The sequence below is a fragment of the Leadbetterella sp. DM7 genome (assembly GCF_040829825.2).
GTDB lineage: Bacteria > Bacteroidota > Bacteroidia > Cytophagales > Spirosomataceae > Leadbetterella.
This window is the reverse complement of the sequence record NZ_JBFOLH020000002.1, coordinates 57519-77034: the sequence shown is the minus strand read 5'-3', so window position 1 is coordinate 77034 and position 19516 is coordinate 57519. Positions and strand designations below refer to the sequence as shown.

Here is a 19516-nt window from a genome sequence, read left to right as displayed (position 1 = left end):
TTGATTAATATAATTTATCTAAATCCATTTTGTTATACCTCGCTACCGACTGGTAGGTGCTCAGGATACCGATGACCGGGCCGAGAACGAGGAGAATAAGAAACAGTATTGTTGTAAGCAGCGGATTGGCCAGGAGGGTCAGCCCTTCGACCTGTGCGGAAGCCGCATACTGGGTAAGGTAAATCAGCACAATGCTCAGCACCGCGGCCAGCAGTCCCTGGAAAAAGCCCGTGACCAGGAACGGCCTCTGGATGAACCAGTCGGTGGCGCCTACCAGCTGCATGGTACGGATAATGAACCGTTGCGAGTACAGCGCCAGCTTGATGGTGTTGTTGATGAGAAGCAGGGTGGCCACAAAAAAGATCAGCACAATGATGGCCACTACTTTATAAATTTTATTGACATTGCTGATAATTCCTTTCAGAAAGTCTTTCGGGTAATCTACTTCAGATACGCCCGGTATCTTGGCTATGCGTTCCTGCAGCTCCTGGAGGCGGCTTTCCGTAATGTTTTCTTCCTTCAGCTTGATGTTATAGGCATCACTGAAAGGGTTTTCCCCCAGCACTTCCTGGTAGTTTTCGCGGGTTTCCTGGAAAAAAACTTCAGCGGCTTTGTCTTTGGTGATTAAAGTGATGGCCGGTTTGCCTTTGACCGTTTCAGCAATATCCAGCTTCACCAGGTCGGCCCGCAGGTTTTGCACGGCCAGCGAGTCGAGAGATTTATCCATATACACCTGGACTTCCACGTTCTGGCGTACGTATTTGATCAGTTCTTTGGACGTAATGGCGATCCACCCGCAAAACCCGATCAGGAAAAGCGCTACAGTGAGGCTCACCGTGATCAGGATTCCCGGATAATTTCCCAGCTTGCTGTTGATATTCATTCCTGAAAATTTGAATATTGAAGCCCAAAGATAATTATTAATTTAGTAAGGTAGGGTATATGAGGGCTTTTTAAGGTTTTTTAGGAGTTGAAATCTCACGGATTAAAGAAATTAACTTAACGTGATTTCAAGAATCCCGAAACTGGGATTATTGATGAAATTTTCAATTTCAGTTTCTTGTGCAATCAGAGTTTTAGCAACATGCTCTGTCCTTAGATTCCTTATATAAACAAATATTTGGCAAATCGGGTTCAAGCGGAATAATACGAGACTGAACTAAGGATTTTAATTATAAACATGATGAGATAATATCACTTTTTACGTACTGCCAGCGTAACTACATAATCTTCGGGTGCGACAGGCACTTCGGGGTTGTCTATAACCGGAAGAATCTCGTAAAACGCAAGTTTATAACCCAAAAGGTAGTTCGTGCCCCACGTATTATTAAACCAAGGCTCTAAATCTGACTTGGGTATCTCCTTCTCCTTCAGAGCAGGCGAATAAACCGATTGTAAATACTAATAACAAGGAGGATGTCTTAGTTACCGTTAACATAACAAAAGATATTGTTTCAATCGTGTTAATAATTCATGTTACGCACTATTTCCAAACCACAATAGATACATAGATTTGATCTTCTTTATAAAACCTATGTGGTTAATAAATCTATTTAGTAACTCATGTTACGAACTATTTCCAAACCACAATAAATACATAGATTTGATCTTCTTTATAAAACCTATGTGGTTAATAAATCTATTTAGTAACTCATGTTACGAACTATTTCCAAACCACAATAGATACATAGATTTGATCTTCTTTATAAAATCTATGTGGTTAAATCTATTTCACGAAATGCGTAACATCAGTTAATAAATGATTGTACGATAAAGTTATATTTATCATTAAAAATATGCAATCACTTTTAGTCGAAAAATGAGTTGACGGTAAAATATTTTTCATTTTATATGTAAACCACCGCCCACTTCTATCTGTTCTTCTTTCATGACACCGTACTCAAAGAATCTAAAAACAGGCGAGGTAGGCGTTCACTTAGAAATATTTATCCAGGTAAATAATCCTTATAGTTAATTCACTTGCAGAACCATAACGAAACTAATGATTATAGCCCTAAAAAGTATATCATTTTTAAAAGTTTTTTTGGTTATAACCAAAAAAACTTTTCATTTTTAATCTATCTTTGTGGTTATAATCTGCAAAATTATGATTGTTCGAGAAGCATATTTGGAACAAATAAAACCGTTTATAGATAAACCGCTTATCAAAATCCTTACCGGAATCCGAAGAAGTGGCAAGTCTACCGTAATGCGGTTACTGAAAAACGAGCTGTTGGCCTCCGGTGTTCCGGAAGACCGGATTATATCCATTAATTTAGAGAGTTTTACGTATTCTGAACTAAGAAATGCCCGGGCATTGTATGATTATATGGCAGCAAGAAGTACAGGGAGGGTATATATTTTGCTGGATGAAATACAGGAGGTGGAAAGCTGGGAACAGGCCGTGAACTCTTTTTTGGTTGATTTTGATGCTGATATCTATCTTACAGGTTCTAATTCCCATTTGCTGTCGTCTGAACTGGCTACCTATGTGGCCGGGAGGTATGTTGAAATCTCCATTTATACCTTGTCTTATGCCGAAAGTCTGAAATTTAATTCCGAATATGAAGTAGATAATATTGCTGAGCCGTTTACTGAATATTTACGTAAGGGCGGTTTTCCGGTTTTATACACAGGCCACTATCCCGAAGAAACAGCTTATAAAATCGTATATGATATTTATTCTTCAGTGATTTTGCGGGACACGGTGCAGCGTTACAAAATCAGGGATGTGGAGCTTCTGGAGCGAGTTATAAAATATGCGTTTGATAACCTGGGCAACACATTCTCCGGGAAAAACGTAGCAGACTATTTTAAAAGTCAGCAAAGAAAAACAGATCTCAGCACAGTTTATAATTATCTTCATGCTCTGGAGGGGGCTTTTATCCTGTATAAAGTACCCCGATATGATGTGAAAGGGAAAGAAATACTAAAAACCCAGGAGAAGTTTTATGTGAGTGATGTTTCTCTGGTGTATGCCACTATGGGCTTCAGAGACCGCTCCATTTCGGGTATATTGGAAAACATCGTTTTTCTGGAGCTGAAACGACGGGGTTATAAAGTGTACATCGGAAAAGTAGACACCCGGGAGATAGACTTTATTGCCGAAAAGAAGAATGAGAAAATCTATATTCAGGTGGCGTATAAATTAGAATCGCCCGAAACCGTAGAAAGAGAATACGCCCCGTTGCTTTCTGTTGAAGACCATTATCCTAAGTATGTGGTAACGATGGATGATTTCTGGCAAGATACCATTGATGGAGTGAGGCACGTCCACATTAAAGACTTTTTATTAGCTGTTAATTTCTAAGCATATTGTATTTGTCAATAGGGTAGCAAAGAATATCCCTACATAAAACTGCGATGATAATTTAAAACGCTGAATATTATTCCCCCCGTTTCGCCATTTCCTTCAGCGCATTCCATTCGGCTATCATTTCCGGCATGTTCTGCTCAATGATCTGCTCTACTGTTTTGGTGACGCCTTCCAGGGTGCTGTTTTCGTCGATGTGAAGCGGCTTTTTGAATTTTACGGTCAGGGTGGTGTTTCTCCTCTTGTATTTCAGGCCGGTTTTATTGAAGGCCCGCCGGAAGCCATTGATCACTACAGGCACTACAATGGGCTTGTTGTCAAGGATAATATGGGCCGTACCTTTCCGGATAGGCGCATAGGGGCTGGTAGTACCCTGCGGAAAACTGATCACCCAGCCTTCTTTCAGGGCTTTTGATACGTTATCTCCGGCCGAACGGTCTACTTCCCGCTTGACATTTACGCCTTCTGCCCGCCAGCTGCGTTCTACCAGTATGGCTCCTGCCAGGCTGAAGACCTTGGGAATAATACCCGATTTCATGGTTTCTTTGGCCGCTATATAAAATATATATGCCCGCGGAGCCAGCAGGTAAACGGGAAACAGCTTTTTACCAAAGCCCCATTTCACATTGCAGAAGATATGATAGAAAGAGATTACATCGGCAAAGTAGGTCTGGTGGTTGGAGATGAAGAAGACGTTCCGGTCCGGGAGGTCTTTCAGGTATTCAATTCCTTCTATTTTGAGCTTGTTGGCTACGGCTATCCGCCAGAAAGTGGGCCAGCCGGCAACAAATATGATAATGCGTTTAAGAAACATAGAGTTTCCGAACGGATCCTTCTGGAACAGCCCGAGGATGTCCAGGTAGCTCAGGAACCGCAGGAATGGCCGCGAACTATCGCCGGGGCGGGGTAAGAAATTCCTAAGGGTTCTCAGCATTTTTTGTTAATTCCGTTTTTCGATCTCATCCCTGATTTGCGCAGCACGCTCGTATTCCTCATTGGCAATGGCCTCGCTCAGCATAGCGTTCAGCTCTTCGGTAGAAAGACCGGTCAGGCTGTTCCTGTTCCTGACCTTCACCTCTTTGGCAGGGGTTTCGGGCGGGGTTTCGTCGTCAGAAGAAATGCCGGCTACCGAAAGGACTTCCTCGGTAGTATAGATGGGTGCGTTAAACCGCAGGGCAATGGCCACGGCGTCAGACGGCCGGGCGTCAATATTTTTCTGGCGTATGCCATCGGTACAGATGATCCGGGAGTAAAAAACGCCTTCCTGGATGTCTGAAATATGAATTTCTTCTACCGAAAAGTCAAATGACTTGGCAAATGATTTGAAGAGGTCGTGGGTCAGCGGGCGGGTAGGAGAGAGTTTCTCCATTTCAATGGCTATGGCCTGCGCTTCAAACATGCCGATAATGATAGGCAGCCGCCGGTCGCCGGATACCTCACTCAGCACCAGTGTAAAAGAACCTGCCTGCAGCTGACTGGGTGACAAATTCAATATTTCTAAACGTATTCTTTCCACGGTGCAAATATAGTGTCCAATTTCAAGTTTATTCAACCCGCACGGGTGTTTATTCACTGAAATAATTTTCGATTCCCATGCCGAAAAGGGCGAAGTCGAAGCGGGCCGGATCATTTTCATCAAACGTTTTCAGCCGGAGTGTTATCTCTTCGGCCATGTCCCAGTCGGCCTTGGGCCGGGTAGTCAGGCCCAGTTTTCGGGCAATGTTCTCTACGTGCACATCGCAGGGGATGATCAGCTGGGAGGAACGGAGCTGCCGCCAGATGCCGAAGTCTACGCCTTTGTCGTCTTGCCGTACCATCCATCTCAGGAACATGTTCAGCCGCTTGCAGGCGCTGCGGTTGGCCGGGGTGGAGATGTGCTTCGAGGTGCGGACCGGCCCCCCGCTTCCGGCCAGGAAGGCCTCCCGGAAAGCGGTCAGGTTGGAACGTACGTTACCGCCCGGGTCGTTTTGCCCTAAAAAGGCAGCTTCCAGGCTGGCGTGCTTCCGGTAATGCTCTTTCAGGAAAGAAACGATGTAGAGCAGGTCGAAATCATTGAAGGTACGATGGCGGAATCCTTCCAGGGCCCGGAGCTCACTGCCGGTGGCATGTACCACAAAATCGTGGGGGGCATTGTCCATGCGGCTCATAAGCTCCGTGCATTTGGCAATAATGGTCTTACGCTGCCCCCAGGCCAGGATGGCGGCAAAGAAACCGGCTATCTCTATGTCTCCCGGCCGGGTGAACCGGTGCGGCAGGCTGACGGGGTCGTTCTCAATGAAATCCGGCCGGTTGTATTTCAGGTATTTTTCTTCCAGCAGCTCGTGCAGCGCCTCATTTGCTGACCACTTCATCCGCTCCGTCAGGTAAATAATATTCTACGGTGGCCCGCAGGCGGGCGTCTTTCGGCCGCAGCTGGTAATAGGCGTAGGGCGACAGCTTGATCATGATGTTCTCATCAGGCCCTTTTTCATTCAGGTTGCCGATCACCTTGGCCACAATGGTATGCCCGGTGGCCTCGTTGGTTATTTTGATATTGGAGCCAATGGGGGCTTTGCGGTGCAGCGCCAGGTATTTCGAAGACTTGTTCGGTGTGTTGATCACTTCAGCGATACCCGTTTCTCTCATGTTTTTACCCGTGGGCTTCAGCCTGAGCTCTTCTTCGCGGTGGGTAGTGGCGGCTATATTGGCAATGGTGGCGCCGTCTACAATGAGCTTTTCCCCCACCCGTATGGTATTGCTGGTAATTTTATTGGCTTCTACCAGGTTGGAGATATCCACATTATACATCCGCGAAATAGAGAAAACCGTTTCATTGGGCTTTACGGTGTGTACGGTGCTGGTGGTTGTCTGCTTTGCCGCTACTTCGGTTTTCTTTTCTGCGGAAACCGGGCTGTTTTTCGGAAATTTAATCACCTGGCCCACTTTGATGTCGCTATTGCCGTTGGCCAGCGAAGGGTTGAGTGTTTCGACGGTAGCAAAATTGGTATTGTACTTTTTAACCAGGCTGTACAGGGTTTCTTTCGGTGCTACCTTGTGCAGGATAAAGGCCCCTTCGTTTTGCCCGAAAGACGGTAAATACAGGACCATTGCGGTGAATGCGGCGATTAGTTGTTTCATTATTCTGAGGAAAGCTTAGTCTGCAAAGCTACTAATATTTTATGTCAAAGTCAAGAAGCTGGGATAATAAAAAATAGTGGTTAAATTTGTGGTAGAAATATACATAATCACTTGAAAATTTTAGGAATTATACCTGCACGCTATGCCTCCAGCCGTCTTCCTGCCAAGCTGCTGCTGGAGGTAAATGGCAAGAGTGTTCTGCAAATGGTTTATGAGCGCTGTCTCAAAGCCAACAGCCTTTCTGATGTGGTCATTGCCACTGACAGTACCCTCGTGGAAGAGCATGTCAGGAATTTTGGCGGTAACGTGGTGATGACCTCCGATAAGCATCCCAGCGGAACCGACCGCTGCGCAGAGGCCCTGAAAGTAATGGGAGGCACGGTCAATTATGACTTCGTGATTAATATCCAGGGCGATGAGCCGCTGATGGATCCGGAGAATATCAACCGGCTGAGCGCTTCTTTCAAGATTACTTCGGAGATTGCTTCCGTGTGTATCCGCATCAAGGAAACCGATGTGCTGCTGAACCCGAACGTGGTGAAGGTGGTCATGAACGAGCAGCAGGAAGCGCTGTATTTCAGCCGTTCGCCCATTCCGCACCTGCGGGAGGTGGCAACCGACCAGTGGGTAAGCCAGGCCGATTACTTCAAGCATATCGGCATGTACGGCTTCCGGGCCGATATCCTGGAGAAAGTGGTCAAGCTGCCCATGGCCCGCCTGGAGATCCAGGAAAGGCTGGAACAGCTGCGGTGGCTGGCTAACGGCTACAAAGTGAAGATGGTAGAGGTATTTTCAGATGGGATCGGAATTGATACCGAGGAAGATTTCCTGCGTCTGAAGCAATTTTTGAACCGGTAAAAACGTATTCCATACATAACACCAAAGAAATTTATATGCAGCGTAGTACCATATTGTGGGCTGATGACGAGATAGAACTCCTGAAACCATATATTGTTTTTTTAGAAACCAAGGGATATGACGTAACACCGGTGCCCAGCGGCGCAGATGCGCTTGACCTGGTAGAGAAACAAAACTTTGACCTGATCTTCCTCGATGAGATGATGGCTGGAATGACCGGCCTGGATACCCTTACCGAAATCAAGAAAATCAAGCCGAATATCCCGGTGGTCATGATCACCAAATCAGAAGAGGAACGGATCATGGAGGAGGCCATTGGCTCCAAAATTGCCGATTACCTCATCAAGCCCATTAATCCTAACCAGATCCTGCTTTCGGCCAAAAGGCTCCTGGAAAACAAGCGCCTGGTGGCTGAAAAGACCAATTCAAGCTATATGCAGGACTTCCGGCAGCTCACCATGCAGTACAATGAAGAGCTGGATTTCAGTGAATGGGCCGAGATTTACAGGAAGCTGGTGTTCTGGGAGCTGGAAATCGACGGTTCTACCGATAAATCGATGGAAGAGGTCTTCCAGATGCAGAAATCAGAGGCCAATACCCGCTTTGCCGAGTTTATTGAAGACAACTATGAAGACTGGATGACCAGCCCGAATGTGAAGAAGCCGGTCATGTCGCATAACCTGCTGAAGTCAAAGGTATTTCCGCACCTGCGGGAGGGAGATCCCCTGTTTTTTATACTGCTCGATAATTTCCGGCTGGATCAATGGAAGATCCTGGAAGAGATCATCAGCGATTTTTTTGTGGTGGAAGACGAAGATTCGTATTATTCTATTCTGCCTACGGCAACCGGCTATGCCCGTAATGCCATTTTCTCGGGCCTGACGCCCCTGGACATGTCAAGGCAGCATCCCGATCTCTGGATTAACGATGAGGGCGATAACGAGGAAGGGCTGAACAAGAACGAAGAAGAGTTCTTAAGGCGGCAGCTGAAGAAAAGCAATATCGGCAACAGCTTCAGCTTCCATAAAATCCTGAACAATACCCAGGCCAAAAACCTGGTAGACGGTTTCAATAACCTGTTGAAAGACGACCTGGTGGTAGTGGTTTTTAATTTCATCGATATGCTGTCGCATGCCCGCACAGACATGGCGGTCATCAAAGAGCTGGCCCCGGATGAGGCCGCTTACCGGTCTATCACCCGGTCATGGATCCTGCATTCACCTATCCTGGATTTCCTGAAGCTGATTGCTTCTAAAAACGGGCGGATGGTTATTACTACCGATCACGGCATGGTGAAGGTACGGAACCCCAAGCGCATTGTGGGCGACCGCAACGTGAATACCAACCTGCGCTATAAGCAGGGGAAAAATCTGAATCTCGACGATAAAGCAGATTTTGTGATCGAAGTGCGCCGGCCGGAAAATTATAAGCTGCCCAGTCCGAACCTGTCTACCTCGTATTTCTTCACGACCAATGATTATTTCTTCGCCTACCCGAATAATTATAATCATTATGTAAGTCATTACCGCGACACTTTCCAGCACGGAGGCGTTTCGTTGGAAGAGATGATCATCCCGGTGGTGAAGCTGAGAACGAAGTAAGCTGTTATACCGATAAGTCACGCACTTTACCGCCTTCGCAGTAAAGTGTTCTTTTCGGGTACTGCTCAATCAGGGCCAGCTCATGGGTGGCCATCAGTATGGCCGTTTTGGATACCTGGTTGATTTTGAAGAAAAGCTTCAGGATTTCAATCGATTTTTCCGGGTCAAGGTTACCGGTAGGCTCATCGGCCAGCAGGATCTCCGGGTGATTCAGCAGGGCGCGGGCAATGGCTATCCGCTGTTGCTCACCGCCCGAAAGCTGGTGGGGCATTTTCTTTAAGACATCAGGCAGGCTGACCAGCTCCAGCACTTCACGGATACGCGTATCAATTTCTGCCTGGTCTTTCCAGCCCATGGCACCCATGAAAAAGCGCAGGTTCTGGTGAACAGAGCGGTCGGTGAGAAGCTGGAAATCCTGGAAGATAATGCCGATTTTCCGGCGAAGGTACGGTACTTCTTTGTGTGCAATTTTTTCCAGCTGAAAACCGGCTACGTTTCCCGAACCTTTTTCCAGCCAGAGGTCTGCATAAAGGGTTTTCAGCAGGGAGCTTTTCCCGCTCCCTGTTTTCCCGATGAGGTATACAAATTCTCCTTCCGTTATGCTGAAGTTAACATCCGAAAGCACCAGGGTGTCTTTCTGATAAATATCTGCATGGGAGAGTGTGATGACCTCGTTTGCCATAGCTTATTGGTTTCCTTTCGCGTAATCAGCCAGGAATTTTGCCAGGCCGATGTCGGTTAACGGATGGTTAAGCAGCGCCAGGATAGCCGATAACGGACCGGTCATTACGTCGGCACCGATCTTTGCACAGTTCAGGATGTGCATCGGCGTACGTACCGAAGCGGCCAGGATCTCCGTGGCATATCCGTAATTGTCGTAAATCAGGCGAATGTCTTCGATCAGTGTCAGGCCGTCGGTGCTTACATCGTCTAAACGACCGATGAAGGGAGAAACGTATGTAGCACCGGCTTTGGCGGCTAAAAGGGCCTGTCCGGCAGAGAAAACAAGTGTACAGTTGGTTTTGATACCTCTTTCGGAGAAGTATTTGATGGCTTTTACGCCGTCTTTGGTCATCGGGATCTTCACCACGATCTGCTCATGAAGCTTTACCAGCTCCTGGCCTTCCCGGATCATCCCCTCGAAGTCGGTGGCGATGACTTCGGCACTGACGTCCCCGGTAACGATTTTACAGATTTCCTTGTAATGGTTTTTGATGTTTTCCTCCCCGGTGATACCTTCTTTGGCCATCAGTGAAGGGTTGGTAGTCACACCGTCTAAAATGCCCAGGCCCTGTGCTTCTTTGATCTCAGAAAGACTGGCCGTGTCAATAAAAAATTTCATGATTATGTATATCGATATGAGATAAGGTCAAAAAAAATGGCAAATTCACCGCTACAACCACCTACCCTTGCTACCTTCCGGTCCTGGGGGATTCAGCAGGAGCTGGTAATTTGCCGTCACAAAAGTAGCAAAAATTCTTAAAAGTGAAAAACTAAAAGTGAAAAACTAAAACTTAATGAACCGAAACTTTTCACTTTTAGTTTTTCACTTTTAACTTGATGTCCTAACTGTTCGTTGATTCTTTCGTATGATCAAATTTGATTATAAAAATGTTCTCCCCCTGCTTCCTTCTGAACCGGGTATTTATAAGTACTTTAATGAAGAAGGGCAGATCATTTATGTGGGGAAAGCGAAGAATCTCCGTAACCGGATCAGCAGCTATTTTCATAATTACGACCGTGCCGACCGCAAGACCCGAAAGCTGGTAGAAAGCATTCACCGGCTGGAATATACCATTGTGCCTACCGAATGGGATGCGCTTTTGCTGGAAAATAATCTCATCAAAGAGCATCAGCCCAGGTATAATATCCTGCTGCGCGACGACAAGACCTATCCTTACATCTGTGTAACCAACGAGCGCTTCCCGCGGGTGATCTCCACCCGGCGGATCGAAGACCGGGAGAGAGGGAAAATGTACGGGCCCTATGTGAGCGCCAAGCCCATGTATGCCCTGCTCGATATGTTTTCGCAGTTGTATACCATCCGGACCTGCAAGTACAACCTGAGCAGGGAAAATGTGGAGGCCGGGAAGTTCAAGGTGTGCCTCGAATACCATATCGGGAACTGCAAAGGGCCTTGCGAAGGCCTGCAGAGTGAGGAAGATTACATGAAGGAGATTGCCCAGGTGCACGATATCCTGAAAGGAAACCTCGGACCTGCGAGGCGGTATTTCCAGGAAAATATGGAGCATGCCGCGGCCAGAATGGCCTTTGAAGAAGCCCATAAGTACAAATTAAAGCTCGAATTCCTGGATAATTACCAGGCCAAAGCCACGGTGGTTACGCCTACCATCCGGGATGCGGATGTCTTTACCATCCAGTCGGATGAAACAGCCGCCTATGTCAACTACCTGAAGATCATCAACGGTTCGATTATCCAGACACAGACCCTGGAAGTTAAAAAGCGGCTGAATGAGCCCGACGAGGAGATCCTGAGCCTGATCATGCTGGAGCTGCGTACTACCTACGACAGCCACGCGCGGGAGATCATCAGTAATATTAAGCCGGATATCGATTTTAAGGCCAATATTATTGTGCCCCAGACCGGCGACAAGAAGAAGCTCCTGGAAATGTCGCTCAGGAATGTGATCTTTTACCGCCACGAGAAGGCGGAGAAAGAGGCCATTGCCCGGTCAGGGAACAACAACAAGCGCGACCGCGTGCTGATCAAGATGAAACAGGACCTCCGTCTGCCTACGCTTCCGCGGCATATCGAGTGTTTCGATAATTCGAATATCCAGGGTACCAACCCGGTATCGGCTATGGTTTGCTTTATTAACGGGCAGCCTTCTCCTAAAAATTACCGGCATTTTATTCCCCGTACAGTTGAAGGACCGGATGATTTTGCTACTATGCGCGAGGTGGTGGGTCGCCGGTACGCCCGCCTGGTGGAGAACGGTAACCCGCTGCCCGATCTGATCATTATTGACGGGGGCAAAGGACAGCTGTCGGCCGCGTGTGATGCGCTTAAGCAGCTGGGATTATACGGGAAGGTGCCGGTTATCGGTATTGCCAAGCGGCTGGAAGAGATCTATTTCCCGGAAGATTCCCTGCCCATTTATATTGATAAGAAGTCGGAGTCGCTTAAGCTTATTCAACGGTGCCGTGACGAAGCCCACCGTTTCGGTATTACCCATCACCGTAACCGGCGGTCAAAGAATTTCCTGATCAGCAGCCTGGAGTCTGCACCGGGTATAGGCAAAACCACCGCTACAAAAGTCCTGTCTTATTTTAAAACTATCGGGAATATCAAGGCCGCTACCGATGAAGAGCTGGTACAGGTGCTGGGCAAGGATAAGGCCCGGCGGATCCGGGAGTTCCTGGAGAATGAGAGCTAGATGTTAGTTCCGGGTGGCTGGTTCCGGCTTAGTGACGCGGTTTAAATTTGATCGTATATTTGGTGGCTTACGTATAAAATATTATTTTTACACGTAAAAGAATAATCCTATGACACAAGATGTTAAAGTTACCCTCAGCTTTGATGCGGATGTAGTAGAAAGGGCCAAGGCCTTTGCTGCATCGCAGGGCATTAGCTTATCCCGCCTCACCGAATTCCTCTTTGACAAGATCACTTCTGCACCCCGGCCCTACAAGAACCTGGAAGATATTCCTTTGGCTGATTTTATTCGTATGGTGGCGGAGCCGGAAGTCACTTATGAAAAGCCCCGGAATCTGAAAAAGGAGTATTTTGAGTCTAAGAAATGAAGCTATTTGTAGATGCTAATGTCATCGTTTCTGTTCTTAATCATGAGCTCCCGGTTTTCCCTTATTCTTCCCGGATTTTAAGCCTGTCGCAGTTTGACCGGAAATATATCCTGGCAACTACGCCCATCTGTCTGGCGATAGCCTTTTATTTCTCGGAAAAGAAATGCGGCCAGGTCAGAAGCCTGCAAAAGATCAGAATGCTTACGCAGTACCTGGAGGTGCTTACCGTGGGTTCGGAAGAAAACCAGGCGGTTTATTCCAACCCTATGATCAGGGATTATGAAGATGGCCTGCAATATTACGCTGCCCGGCATGCAGGCTGCGATTATATCATTACGGAAGATAAGAAGGGATTTTATTATTCGGAGATCCCGGTTTGTACTTCGCGGGAGTATTTGCTGAATTATATGTAGATATTGGGTTCCCGGCTACGCCCGAACGTAACCGGGAACCCAATTCATATCTGACCCTATTTCTTCTTAGGGACTACCTTCACGATCCGGCCGGGGCCTTCCAGCGAAAGATACAGGTAACCGTCGGGTCCCTGAACCACATCTCTCACACGGCCCACATCTTTCAGGATCACTTCTTCTTTGGCGGTGCCGTTTTCGAAATAGATCCTCGATACATGATTCAATGCCAGTCCGCCGGCAAAGAAGCTGCCTTTCCAGTCGCCGTATTTGTCAGAGGTCAGGTAGGCCAGTCCGCAGGCACCGATAGAGGGTGTCCACTGGAAAACCGGCTCTTTATAGCCTGCATGCTTTTTGCCCGAAATATCGGCACCGTCGTAGTTAATACCGTAAGAAACCAGGGGCCAGCCATAGTTTTCTCCTTTTTTGATCAGGTTGAGCTCATCGCCACCTCTGGGGCCGTGCTCGGTTTCCCAGATTTCGTTGGTTGAGGGGTTCAATGCCAGTCCCTGCGGGTTTCTGTGTCCGTAAGTGTATACCGTGGTAGGAGCGTTGTTTCCGGGAAGAACAGGGTTATCGGCCGGAACTTTACCGTCATCGGTCATGCGGTGCACCTTGCCCCACGATTCTTTTACGTTCTGGGCGTTCTTGTTGGGAGAATTGGCGCCGCCACGGCTTTCCGGGCCTCCTTCACCCACGCTCCAGAAAAGATAGCCGTTGTTGTCAAAGACGATCCGGCTGCCGTTATGCCCGCGCCACTTGTTGGTAGAAGAAGTGGTATGAAGGTTCTGGATATCGCTAAGGGCATTGTTTTTGACCTTAAAGCGAATGAGATTCATTCTTGAATTACCGCCTGCATTTTCGAGATAGGTGGTGTAAATCCAGCCGTTCTTTGCATAATCGGGGTGTAAAGTGATGTCGAGCAGGCCGCCCTGGCTTTCGTAAGCCACTTTGGGTACTCCGGAGAGCTCCGTCACTTTTCCGTTCGCAAGTATCCCGATCTTCCCGGATCTTTCCGTGAAGATGATAGCACCGTCAGGCAGAAATTTAAAACCCCATACCGCGCCTCTGTCGCCCAGGATAGTTTCAGTGGTCAGCTCCGGGCCGCCCGCCGATGGCCGGGTGATTTCCTCTTCCTGGGTGGCGGAAGGCTGGGCACATGACGCAAAGGTTATAAAGCCAAACAACAGCAATAATGCACTTTTCATTTTTTATCAGATTAGTTTTTATGAAGTAAAGATAAGAAATCAGCTTCATTTTCAAGAATGTTTAAATAAAAATCAGGCAGGGCTCCGGTTTAGGGAACCCCGCCTGCATTATCAAAACCCTGCATTAAGCCGTTGTTTATAACCGGGCCGTCTTTCCGTTTAAGCCATGGTCATCCCGCCGTCAATCACCAGCTTCATCCCGGTGATAAACCGGCTGTCGTCGGAAGCCAGGAACAGCACTCCCCTGGCGATATCCTCGTTGGTCGCATATTTTTTCATGGGGATACTGGCCTCAAATCCTTTCTTCACCTCTTCGCCCTGTCCGGGGGCAAATCCTTCTTCCAGCGAGCGCATCATGCGGTTGTCTACAGGTGCCGGGTGTACCGAGTTGACACGGATACCCCTGGGGGCCACTTCGTGTGCTACGGTACGGGTCAGGCCGATCACCGCATGTTTGCTGGTCACGTAAGCCGACATAGACGTGAAGCCCATAAGACCTGCTACGGAAGAGGTATTGATGATGCTCCCGCCGTCGTTCATTTCTGGGATCACGTATTTCATGCCCAGCCATACACCTTTTACGTTAACGGAAATCACCTTATCAAATACTTCCTCAGGATATTCGGTGATGGGTTTCACCACTCCCTCAATACCGGCATTATTGAAGAATATATCTATTTTTCCAAAGGTGCTTACGGTGTGCTGTACATACTTCTGCACATCTTCAGCCCGGGTTACATCGGCGGCTATATAGCTTACATTCGGGCTGTTCAGTTCGGCTACAGCCTTTTTCAGGGCTTCTTCATTGATATCCACAATCACTACCCGGGCGCCTTCCTGCAAAAACAGGCCGGCAGTGGTGGCCCCTATCGCACCGGATCCGCCGGTGATGACAGCAACTTTATTTTCTAATTTTCCCATGATACACTATATTTATTGATTACTTATTCAAAGTTAAAATGAATAAATACCAATAAATATTAGTTTCGTCATATGGGGGTATGATAAGGAACAGGATTTCCCTTTATCCAAAACTACTCGTCCGCCAGCTCAATTTTTATCTCCCGGATGGAGGAGTCGTACCTGGGGGCATCGGGCAGGGTGATCTCCAGCTGGCCGGAGCTGTTGAACGTGTAGCTTAAGGGCATCCCGGTTTCCAGGAGGTGGCAGCCGGTAACCTTACGGCCTTTCGTATCGATAATAACCCGGTTGTTTTCGGGGGGCTCAGCTACCCCGGCATACAATGTTTTTACCGGCCTCCAGGTTAAAAACACATTTGGGGTAATTGCCGTTATACCGGTCACCGGTTGAGTCTGGAAGACCGACTCCCCGTTGGTCAGCAACCAGGCTCCCATTTCGCGAAGCCGCTGAACGGCCGGCAAGGGCAAGCTGCCCTGCGCATCCGGGCCTACATTGAGCAGGTAGTTCCCGCCTTTGCTGGCATTACTGACCAGGTATCTCAGCATCTGGTTGGCCGGTTTCCAGTTGTAGTCCCCGGCATGATAGCCCCATGAGCGCTGCATAGTGGCCGGGGTTTGCCAGGGCTTGGCCTGAAGGGTTTTGGGGTAAACATTGTCCATCATTTCCAGGAAATCTATTTCATCTCCCGGGTTGTGCATGGCGATCCGCCCGTTAATGAGGCATTTGCTGCTGAGGCTTCGCACCGTTTTTATCAGCTCGTCGCGGCGTTCAGGCGTAATAAGGGGAGCCGCCTCGTTATCCCAGGTGTCAAACCACAGCATATCGGGGTCGTAACGGGTGAGCAGTTCCCTGACCTGGGGCAGCGATTTGCTTTGCCAGTATTGCTCAAACTCTTCCTGGGTGGGCTGCTTCTGGATCCAGTGCGGTTTTGCTCCGCCTTTTTGTTCCCAGTCGTGCCAGTGAGAGTAATAAAATCCGTACTTTAAGCCGTATTTCCTGCATGCGGCCACCAGCTCGCCCAGGATATCCCGGTTTTTGAAAGGGGTAGCGCCTATGTCGTAAGTAGAAACTTCAGAGTCCCACAAGGCGAAACCGTCGTGGTGCTTGGCCGTAATTACAAAATATTTCATCCCGGCATTCCGGGCTTCCCGGATCCAGGCATCAGCATCAAAAGATTCCGGGTTAAACCGGCCCGCCAGCTTCCTGTATTCTGATTCGGGCACTTCCAGGCGGGCCTGTACCCATTCGGCGTACCAGCTGTTCCCGTTGGGTAATGACTTGTCGGGCAACGTTCTTCCTTGGTAGCTGCCGCCCAGTATGCTGTAAAGTCCCCAGTGAACAAACATCCCGAACCGGGCTTCTTTGAACCAGGCGGCTTTATCTTCCTGTGCGTGACTTTTCCCGAAAATAAGAGCAAGGAGTGAAAGGGAAAGAATAATTTTTTTCATAAGGCATGTTTTATGTTTTAACCGTATCAGGTTGTCTCAATACGTCTTGCTCAAAAGCCCGGATGCGCACCGTTCAGCAGACGGGCAGCCCGGTTTCGTCCGATACAAATGTAAATTATTTTTTGATATGGCCCCATGAACCCCGGATAAGTTCTGTGCCCGGCTACCTTTTTGAAAATATAAAAGAATAAAAGTACTTTAATACTTTTATTTCTAAAAATTACCTATATTTGCCCTGAATTAAAAAACATAAATACTTTACGCATGTCAGCAGCGACCGAAAATATCATCAACGTTCAGGAGCTTGAGCCCCGGTTAAGGCACCAGACCATTTTTAATGTATTCAATACGCTCAAAGAAGGGGAGTACCTAGTGATTCACAATAATCACGACCCGATGCCTGTTCAGCACCAGCTTATGAACCTTCGTGGAAATATTTTTTCGTGGGAATATCTCCAGAAGGGACCGGAGTGGTGGGATATCAAAGTAACCCGGCAGGTTCCGCTTATCCCGACCGAAAAAGAAAACGATATTATCCTGAATATTCCCGTTCTTGAACCCCGGCAAAAGCATGCTTTGATCTTTCATCTTTTTGAAAGCCTGGAGCCGGGAGAAACGTTTATTATCCACAATGACCATGACCCCAGGCCGGTTTATTATCAATTGCAGGCGGAGCACGGTGATACTTTTACGTGGCAATACCTCCGGGAGGGACCGTTGTGGTGGGATATCCGGGTGAGCTTAAAATAATATTCCAACGATATGTTAATCAATGAACAAACTAAGATTGCGGCATTGCTGAAACATCATCCCGATGCTTTGGAAACCATTGTTACGCTCAGTCCTGATTTCAAAAAGCTGAGAAATCCTGTTTTAAGAAAGCTGATGGCCGGCAGAACCAGCATTGCCATGGCTTCAAAAATTGGCGGGTGCAGGCCTGAAGATTTCTTTAAGGCACTGGCGCCTCTGGGTTTTGAGGCCGATAGCTCGCCGGCTGCCTCCGGTGAAAATACTGCGAAAAAAGAGAAGCCGGAATACCTGCAGCATATAGCGCCTGAGCGCCTGGTTTACCTTGATGTGCGCGCCATGCTGGCCGAGGGGAATGATCCTTTGAAGTATATCCAGCAAAAGGTAAAATCATTAAACCCCGGCGAGGTACTGGTGATCATCAATAGTTTTGAGCCGGTTCCGCTGATCAAATTATTGGAAAAGCAGGGGTTTCAGGCGTTTGTTGATGGCAGAGATGCCGATACCGTTGAAACCTATTTCTATAAGCCAGACGGGGCAAACGTGTCGCAGGAGGTGGTTCTTCCCGGGGAAGAGGTGCAGGTACCGGGCGACTGGGAGAACCTGCTGAAGCACTTCGAAAATAAACGGGTGGAAATTGATGTGCGTCACCTGGAAATGCCGGGGCCCATGATGACCATCCTCGAAAACCTGGAAACCCTGCCGGAAGGCAAGGCCCTGTATGTCTACCACAAAAGAATACCTGTTTTTCTTCTTACCGAGCTGAAAGATAGAGATTTTGAATACCGGATAAAGGAAGTCCGCGACGGTGAGGTTTATCTTTTAATATTCAGAAATAAATAGTCTCCTCATGATTTCTCCTGTTATCGGCGGGCTACAGAAAACAACCAATTACAAAGTGGTTTTGCCCTTTTATATCTATGCCTCCCTGGGGTTTTTATCGGGCACGATCCTGCTTTTATTCAGTACGGATGCCGTGGGAGCCCATTATTTCAACCCGCATACCCTGGCTGTTACGCATACCATGGCATTAGCGTGGGGCACCATGATCATTTACGGGGCATCGCACCAGCTTTTGCCGGTGTTGGTAGAGGGGAAGCTGGACAGTGATCTCCTGGCCTACCTGACATTTGGCTTTTCTGCGGTGGGTATACCGGTTCTGGTTTTCGGGTTTTATGTTTTTGATATGGGCTTACCGGCACAAACGGGTGCGGTTCTGATCAATATTGGGGTTGTATTCTATGTGCTCAATGTATGGGCCAGCTCTTTTAAAAGTGACCAGAGAAACGTACATGCCTGGTTTGTGATCGCCGCCGCCCTGTGGTTGCTGGTCACCACTTTTTTCGGCTTGTTGCTGGTATGCAATTTTAGCTTGCCTGTCTTTGACCGCAACTCGGTCGAGTTCCTGTCCGTTCATGCGCACCTGGGCATTATCGGCTGGTTTGTATTCATGGTGATAGGGGTGGGGTCGAGGCTGATTCCCATGTTTTTGATCTCCAAATATACAAATGACAAGGTGTTGTGGCTGATTTTTGCCCTGATGAACCTGGCGCTAATCAGCTTTTCAGGGTTGTATCTTTGTGATTTTCCTGTGGGGCTGTTTTATATTCCCATTGCCTGCGGCCTGGTGGCTGTTTTCTTATTTGGCCGGCATTGCTACCTGGCCTACCGGGTCAGGATCCGGAAAAGTGTTGACCAGCAGGTAAAAACCTCTTTGATTTCAGTAGCCCAGATGCTTTTGCCTATCCTGGCACTCGTGATCGCATTGTTTTTCCTGCCGGGCGACAAATTCCCGCAAGCAGCACTCGTGTATGGTTTTTGTATTTTCTTCGGCTGGATAACCGCCATCATTCTGGGAATGACCTTTAAGACCATGCCGTTTATTGTCTGGAACCGGGTTTATCACAACAAAGCGCACCAGGCAAAGACACCTGCACCCAAAGAATTATTTAATGAACGTATTTATAAAGGAATGCTATACAGCTACCTGGCCGGTTTTATTATTTTTATCGCGGGCATTATCAGTTTAAACCCGGTGGTTTTAAAGACGGGTGCCCTGGCCCTGGTTCTTGCAGCGGTTTTGTATGTGTATAACGTGCTGATCATTGCCACTCATAAATCAAAATAA

At 47.8% G+C, this 19516-nt stretch carries 19 protein-coding genes; 9 read left to right on the top strand and 10 right to left on the bottom strand.

Annotated features, from left to right (window positions below; translation table 11 throughout):
• Positions 1-4 precede the first annotated feature (4 nt).
• Positions 5-883, bottom strand: coding sequence for a cell division protein FtsX (locus AB2U10_RS02185; RefSeq protein WP_367915593.1), 879 nt, complete (start codon positions 881-883; stop codon positions 5-7).
• A gap of 1224 nt (positions 884-2107) precedes the next feature.
• Here AB2U10_RS02185 and AB2U10_RS02180 point away from each other — a divergent pair.
• Complete coding sequence (locus AB2U10_RS02180; RefSeq protein ID WP_367916182.1) at positions 2108-3310, top strand: ATP-binding protein; 1203 nt, start codon at positions 2108-2110, stop codon at positions 3308-3310.
• Between the two features lie 76 nt (positions 3311-3386).
• Here AB2U10_RS02180 and AB2U10_RS02175 read toward each other — a convergent pair whose 3' ends face one another.
• The 4 genes from AB2U10_RS02175 to AB2U10_RS02160 are packed head-to-tail and all read right to left on the bottom strand — an operon-like array spanning position 3387 to position 6430.
• The gene (locus tag AB2U10_RS02175; protein ID WP_367916183.1) at positions 3387-4247 is read right to left on the bottom strand and encodes a lysophospholipid acyltransferase family protein; all 861 of its coding nucleotides are present in this window, start codon (positions 4245-4247) and stop codon (positions 3387-3389) included.
• 6 nt (positions 4248-4253) lie between these two features.
• A complete protein-coding gene (locus AB2U10_RS02170; protein WP_367916184.1) occupies positions 4254-4829 on the bottom strand; it encodes a bifunctional nuclease family protein in 576 nt (191 codons plus the stop codon).
• Positions 4830-4878: 49 nt separating this feature from the next.
• Positions 4879-5664 (bottom strand): TIGR02757 family protein, encoded by a 786-nt coding sequence (locus AB2U10_RS02165; RefSeq protein ID WP_367916185.1) that lies wholly within the window; start codon positions 5662-5664, stop codon positions 4879-4881.
• Positions 5645-6430, bottom strand: a complete 786-nt coding sequence (locus AB2U10_RS02160) for a DPBB and LysM peptidoglycan-binding domain-containing protein (protein WP_367916186.1) — start codon at positions 6428-6430, stop codon at positions 5645-5647. The genes AB2U10_RS02165 and AB2U10_RS02160 overlap by 20 nt, the downstream gene beginning before the upstream one ends.
• A 111-nt stretch (positions 6431-6541) precedes the next feature.
• Here AB2U10_RS02160 and kdsB point away from each other — a divergent pair, with 111 nt between their 5' ends.
• On the top strand, positions 6542-7288 hold the full coding sequence (kdsB, locus tag AB2U10_RS02155) for a 3-deoxy-manno-octulosonate cytidylyltransferase (RefSeq protein WP_367916187.1): 747 nt from the start codon (positions 6542-6544) through the stop codon (positions 7286-7288).
• A gap of 35 nt (positions 7289-7323) precedes the next feature.
• Positions 7324-8889, top strand: coding sequence for a T9SS response regulator signal transducer PorX (gene porX / locus AB2U10_RS02150; protein ID WP_367916188.1), 1566 nt, complete (start codon positions 7324-7326; stop codon positions 8887-8889).
• 4 nt (positions 8890-8893) lie between these two features.
• Here porX and AB2U10_RS02145 read toward each other — a convergent pair whose 3' ends face one another.
• Entirely contained in the window at positions 8894-9571 is a 678-nt protein-coding gene (locus AB2U10_RS02145; protein ID WP_367916189.1) for a cell division ATP-binding protein FtsE, read from the bottom strand.
• A gap of 3 nt (positions 9572-9574) precedes the next feature.
• On the bottom strand, positions 9575-10231 hold the full coding sequence (gene fsa / locus AB2U10_RS02140; RefSeq protein ID WP_367916190.1) for a fructose-6-phosphate aldolase: 657 nt from the start codon (positions 10229-10231) through the stop codon (positions 9575-9577).
• Between the two features lie 247 nt (positions 10232-10478).
• Here fsa and uvrC point away from each other — a divergent pair, with 247 nt between their 5' ends.
• From uvrC to AB2U10_RS02125, 3 genes are all read left to right on the top strand, one after another.
• Positions 10479-12287 carry an excinuclease ABC subunit UvrC gene (uvrC, locus tag AB2U10_RS02135; protein WP_367916191.1) on the top strand — a complete coding sequence of 603 codons (1809 nt, stop codon included), beginning with the start codon at positions 10479-10481 and terminating at the stop codon, positions 12285-12287.
• A gap of 109 nt (positions 12288-12396) precedes the next feature.
• On the top strand, positions 12397-12654 hold the full coding sequence (locus AB2U10_RS02130) for a DUF6364 family protein (protein ID WP_367916192.1): 258 nt from the start codon (positions 12397-12399) through the stop codon (positions 12652-12654).
• Positions 12651-13067, top strand: a complete 417-nt coding sequence (locus AB2U10_RS02125; protein WP_367916193.1) for a type II toxin-antitoxin system VapC family toxin — start codon at positions 12651-12653, stop codon at positions 13065-13067. The genes AB2U10_RS02130 and AB2U10_RS02125 overlap by 4 nt, the downstream gene beginning before the upstream one ends.
• Positions 13068-13123: 56 nt before the next feature.
• On the opposite strand, the gene AB2U10_RS02120 is transcribed toward AB2U10_RS02125, so the two are convergent.
• The 3 genes from AB2U10_RS02120 to AB2U10_RS02110 form a co-directional block, all read right to left on the bottom strand.
• Positions 13124-14272, bottom strand: a complete 1149-nt coding sequence (locus AB2U10_RS02120) for a PQQ-dependent sugar dehydrogenase (RefSeq protein ID WP_367916194.1) — start codon at positions 14270-14272, stop codon at positions 13124-13126.
• A gap of 159 nt (positions 14273-14431) precedes the next feature.
• Positions 14432-15193 (bottom strand): SDR family NAD(P)-dependent oxidoreductase, encoded by a 762-nt coding sequence (locus tag AB2U10_RS02115; protein ID WP_367916195.1) that lies wholly within the window; start codon positions 15191-15193, stop codon positions 14432-14434.
• A gap of 113 nt (positions 15194-15306) precedes the next feature.
• Positions 15307-16641: an alpha-L-fucosidase gene (locus AB2U10_RS02110; RefSeq protein ID WP_367916196.1), complete on the bottom strand. Its 1335-nt coding sequence runs from the start codon at positions 16639-16641 to the stop codon at positions 15307-15309.
• A gap of 264 nt (positions 16642-16905) precedes the next feature.
• Between AB2U10_RS02110 and AB2U10_RS02105 the strand changes: the two genes are divergently transcribed.
• The 3 genes from AB2U10_RS02105 to AB2U10_RS02095 are packed head-to-tail and all read left to right on the top strand — an operon-like array spanning position 16906 to position 19516.
• Positions 16906-17391 carry a DUF2249 domain-containing protein gene (locus AB2U10_RS02105; RefSeq protein WP_367916197.1) on the top strand — a complete coding sequence of 162 codons (486 nt, stop codon included), beginning with the start codon at positions 16906-16908 and terminating at the stop codon, positions 17389-17391.
• 12 nt (positions 17392-17403) lie between these two features.
• The gene (locus tag AB2U10_RS02100) at positions 17404-18231 is read left to right on the top strand and encodes a DUF2249 domain-containing protein (protein ID WP_367916198.1); all 828 of its coding nucleotides are present in this window, start codon (positions 17404-17406) and stop codon (positions 18229-18231) included.
• A gap of 7 nt (positions 18232-18238) precedes the next feature.
• Positions 18239-19516 (top strand): cytochrome C oxidase subunit I, encoded by a 1278-nt coding sequence (locus tag AB2U10_RS02095; RefSeq protein ID WP_367916199.1) that lies wholly within the window; start codon positions 18239-18241, stop codon positions 19514-19516.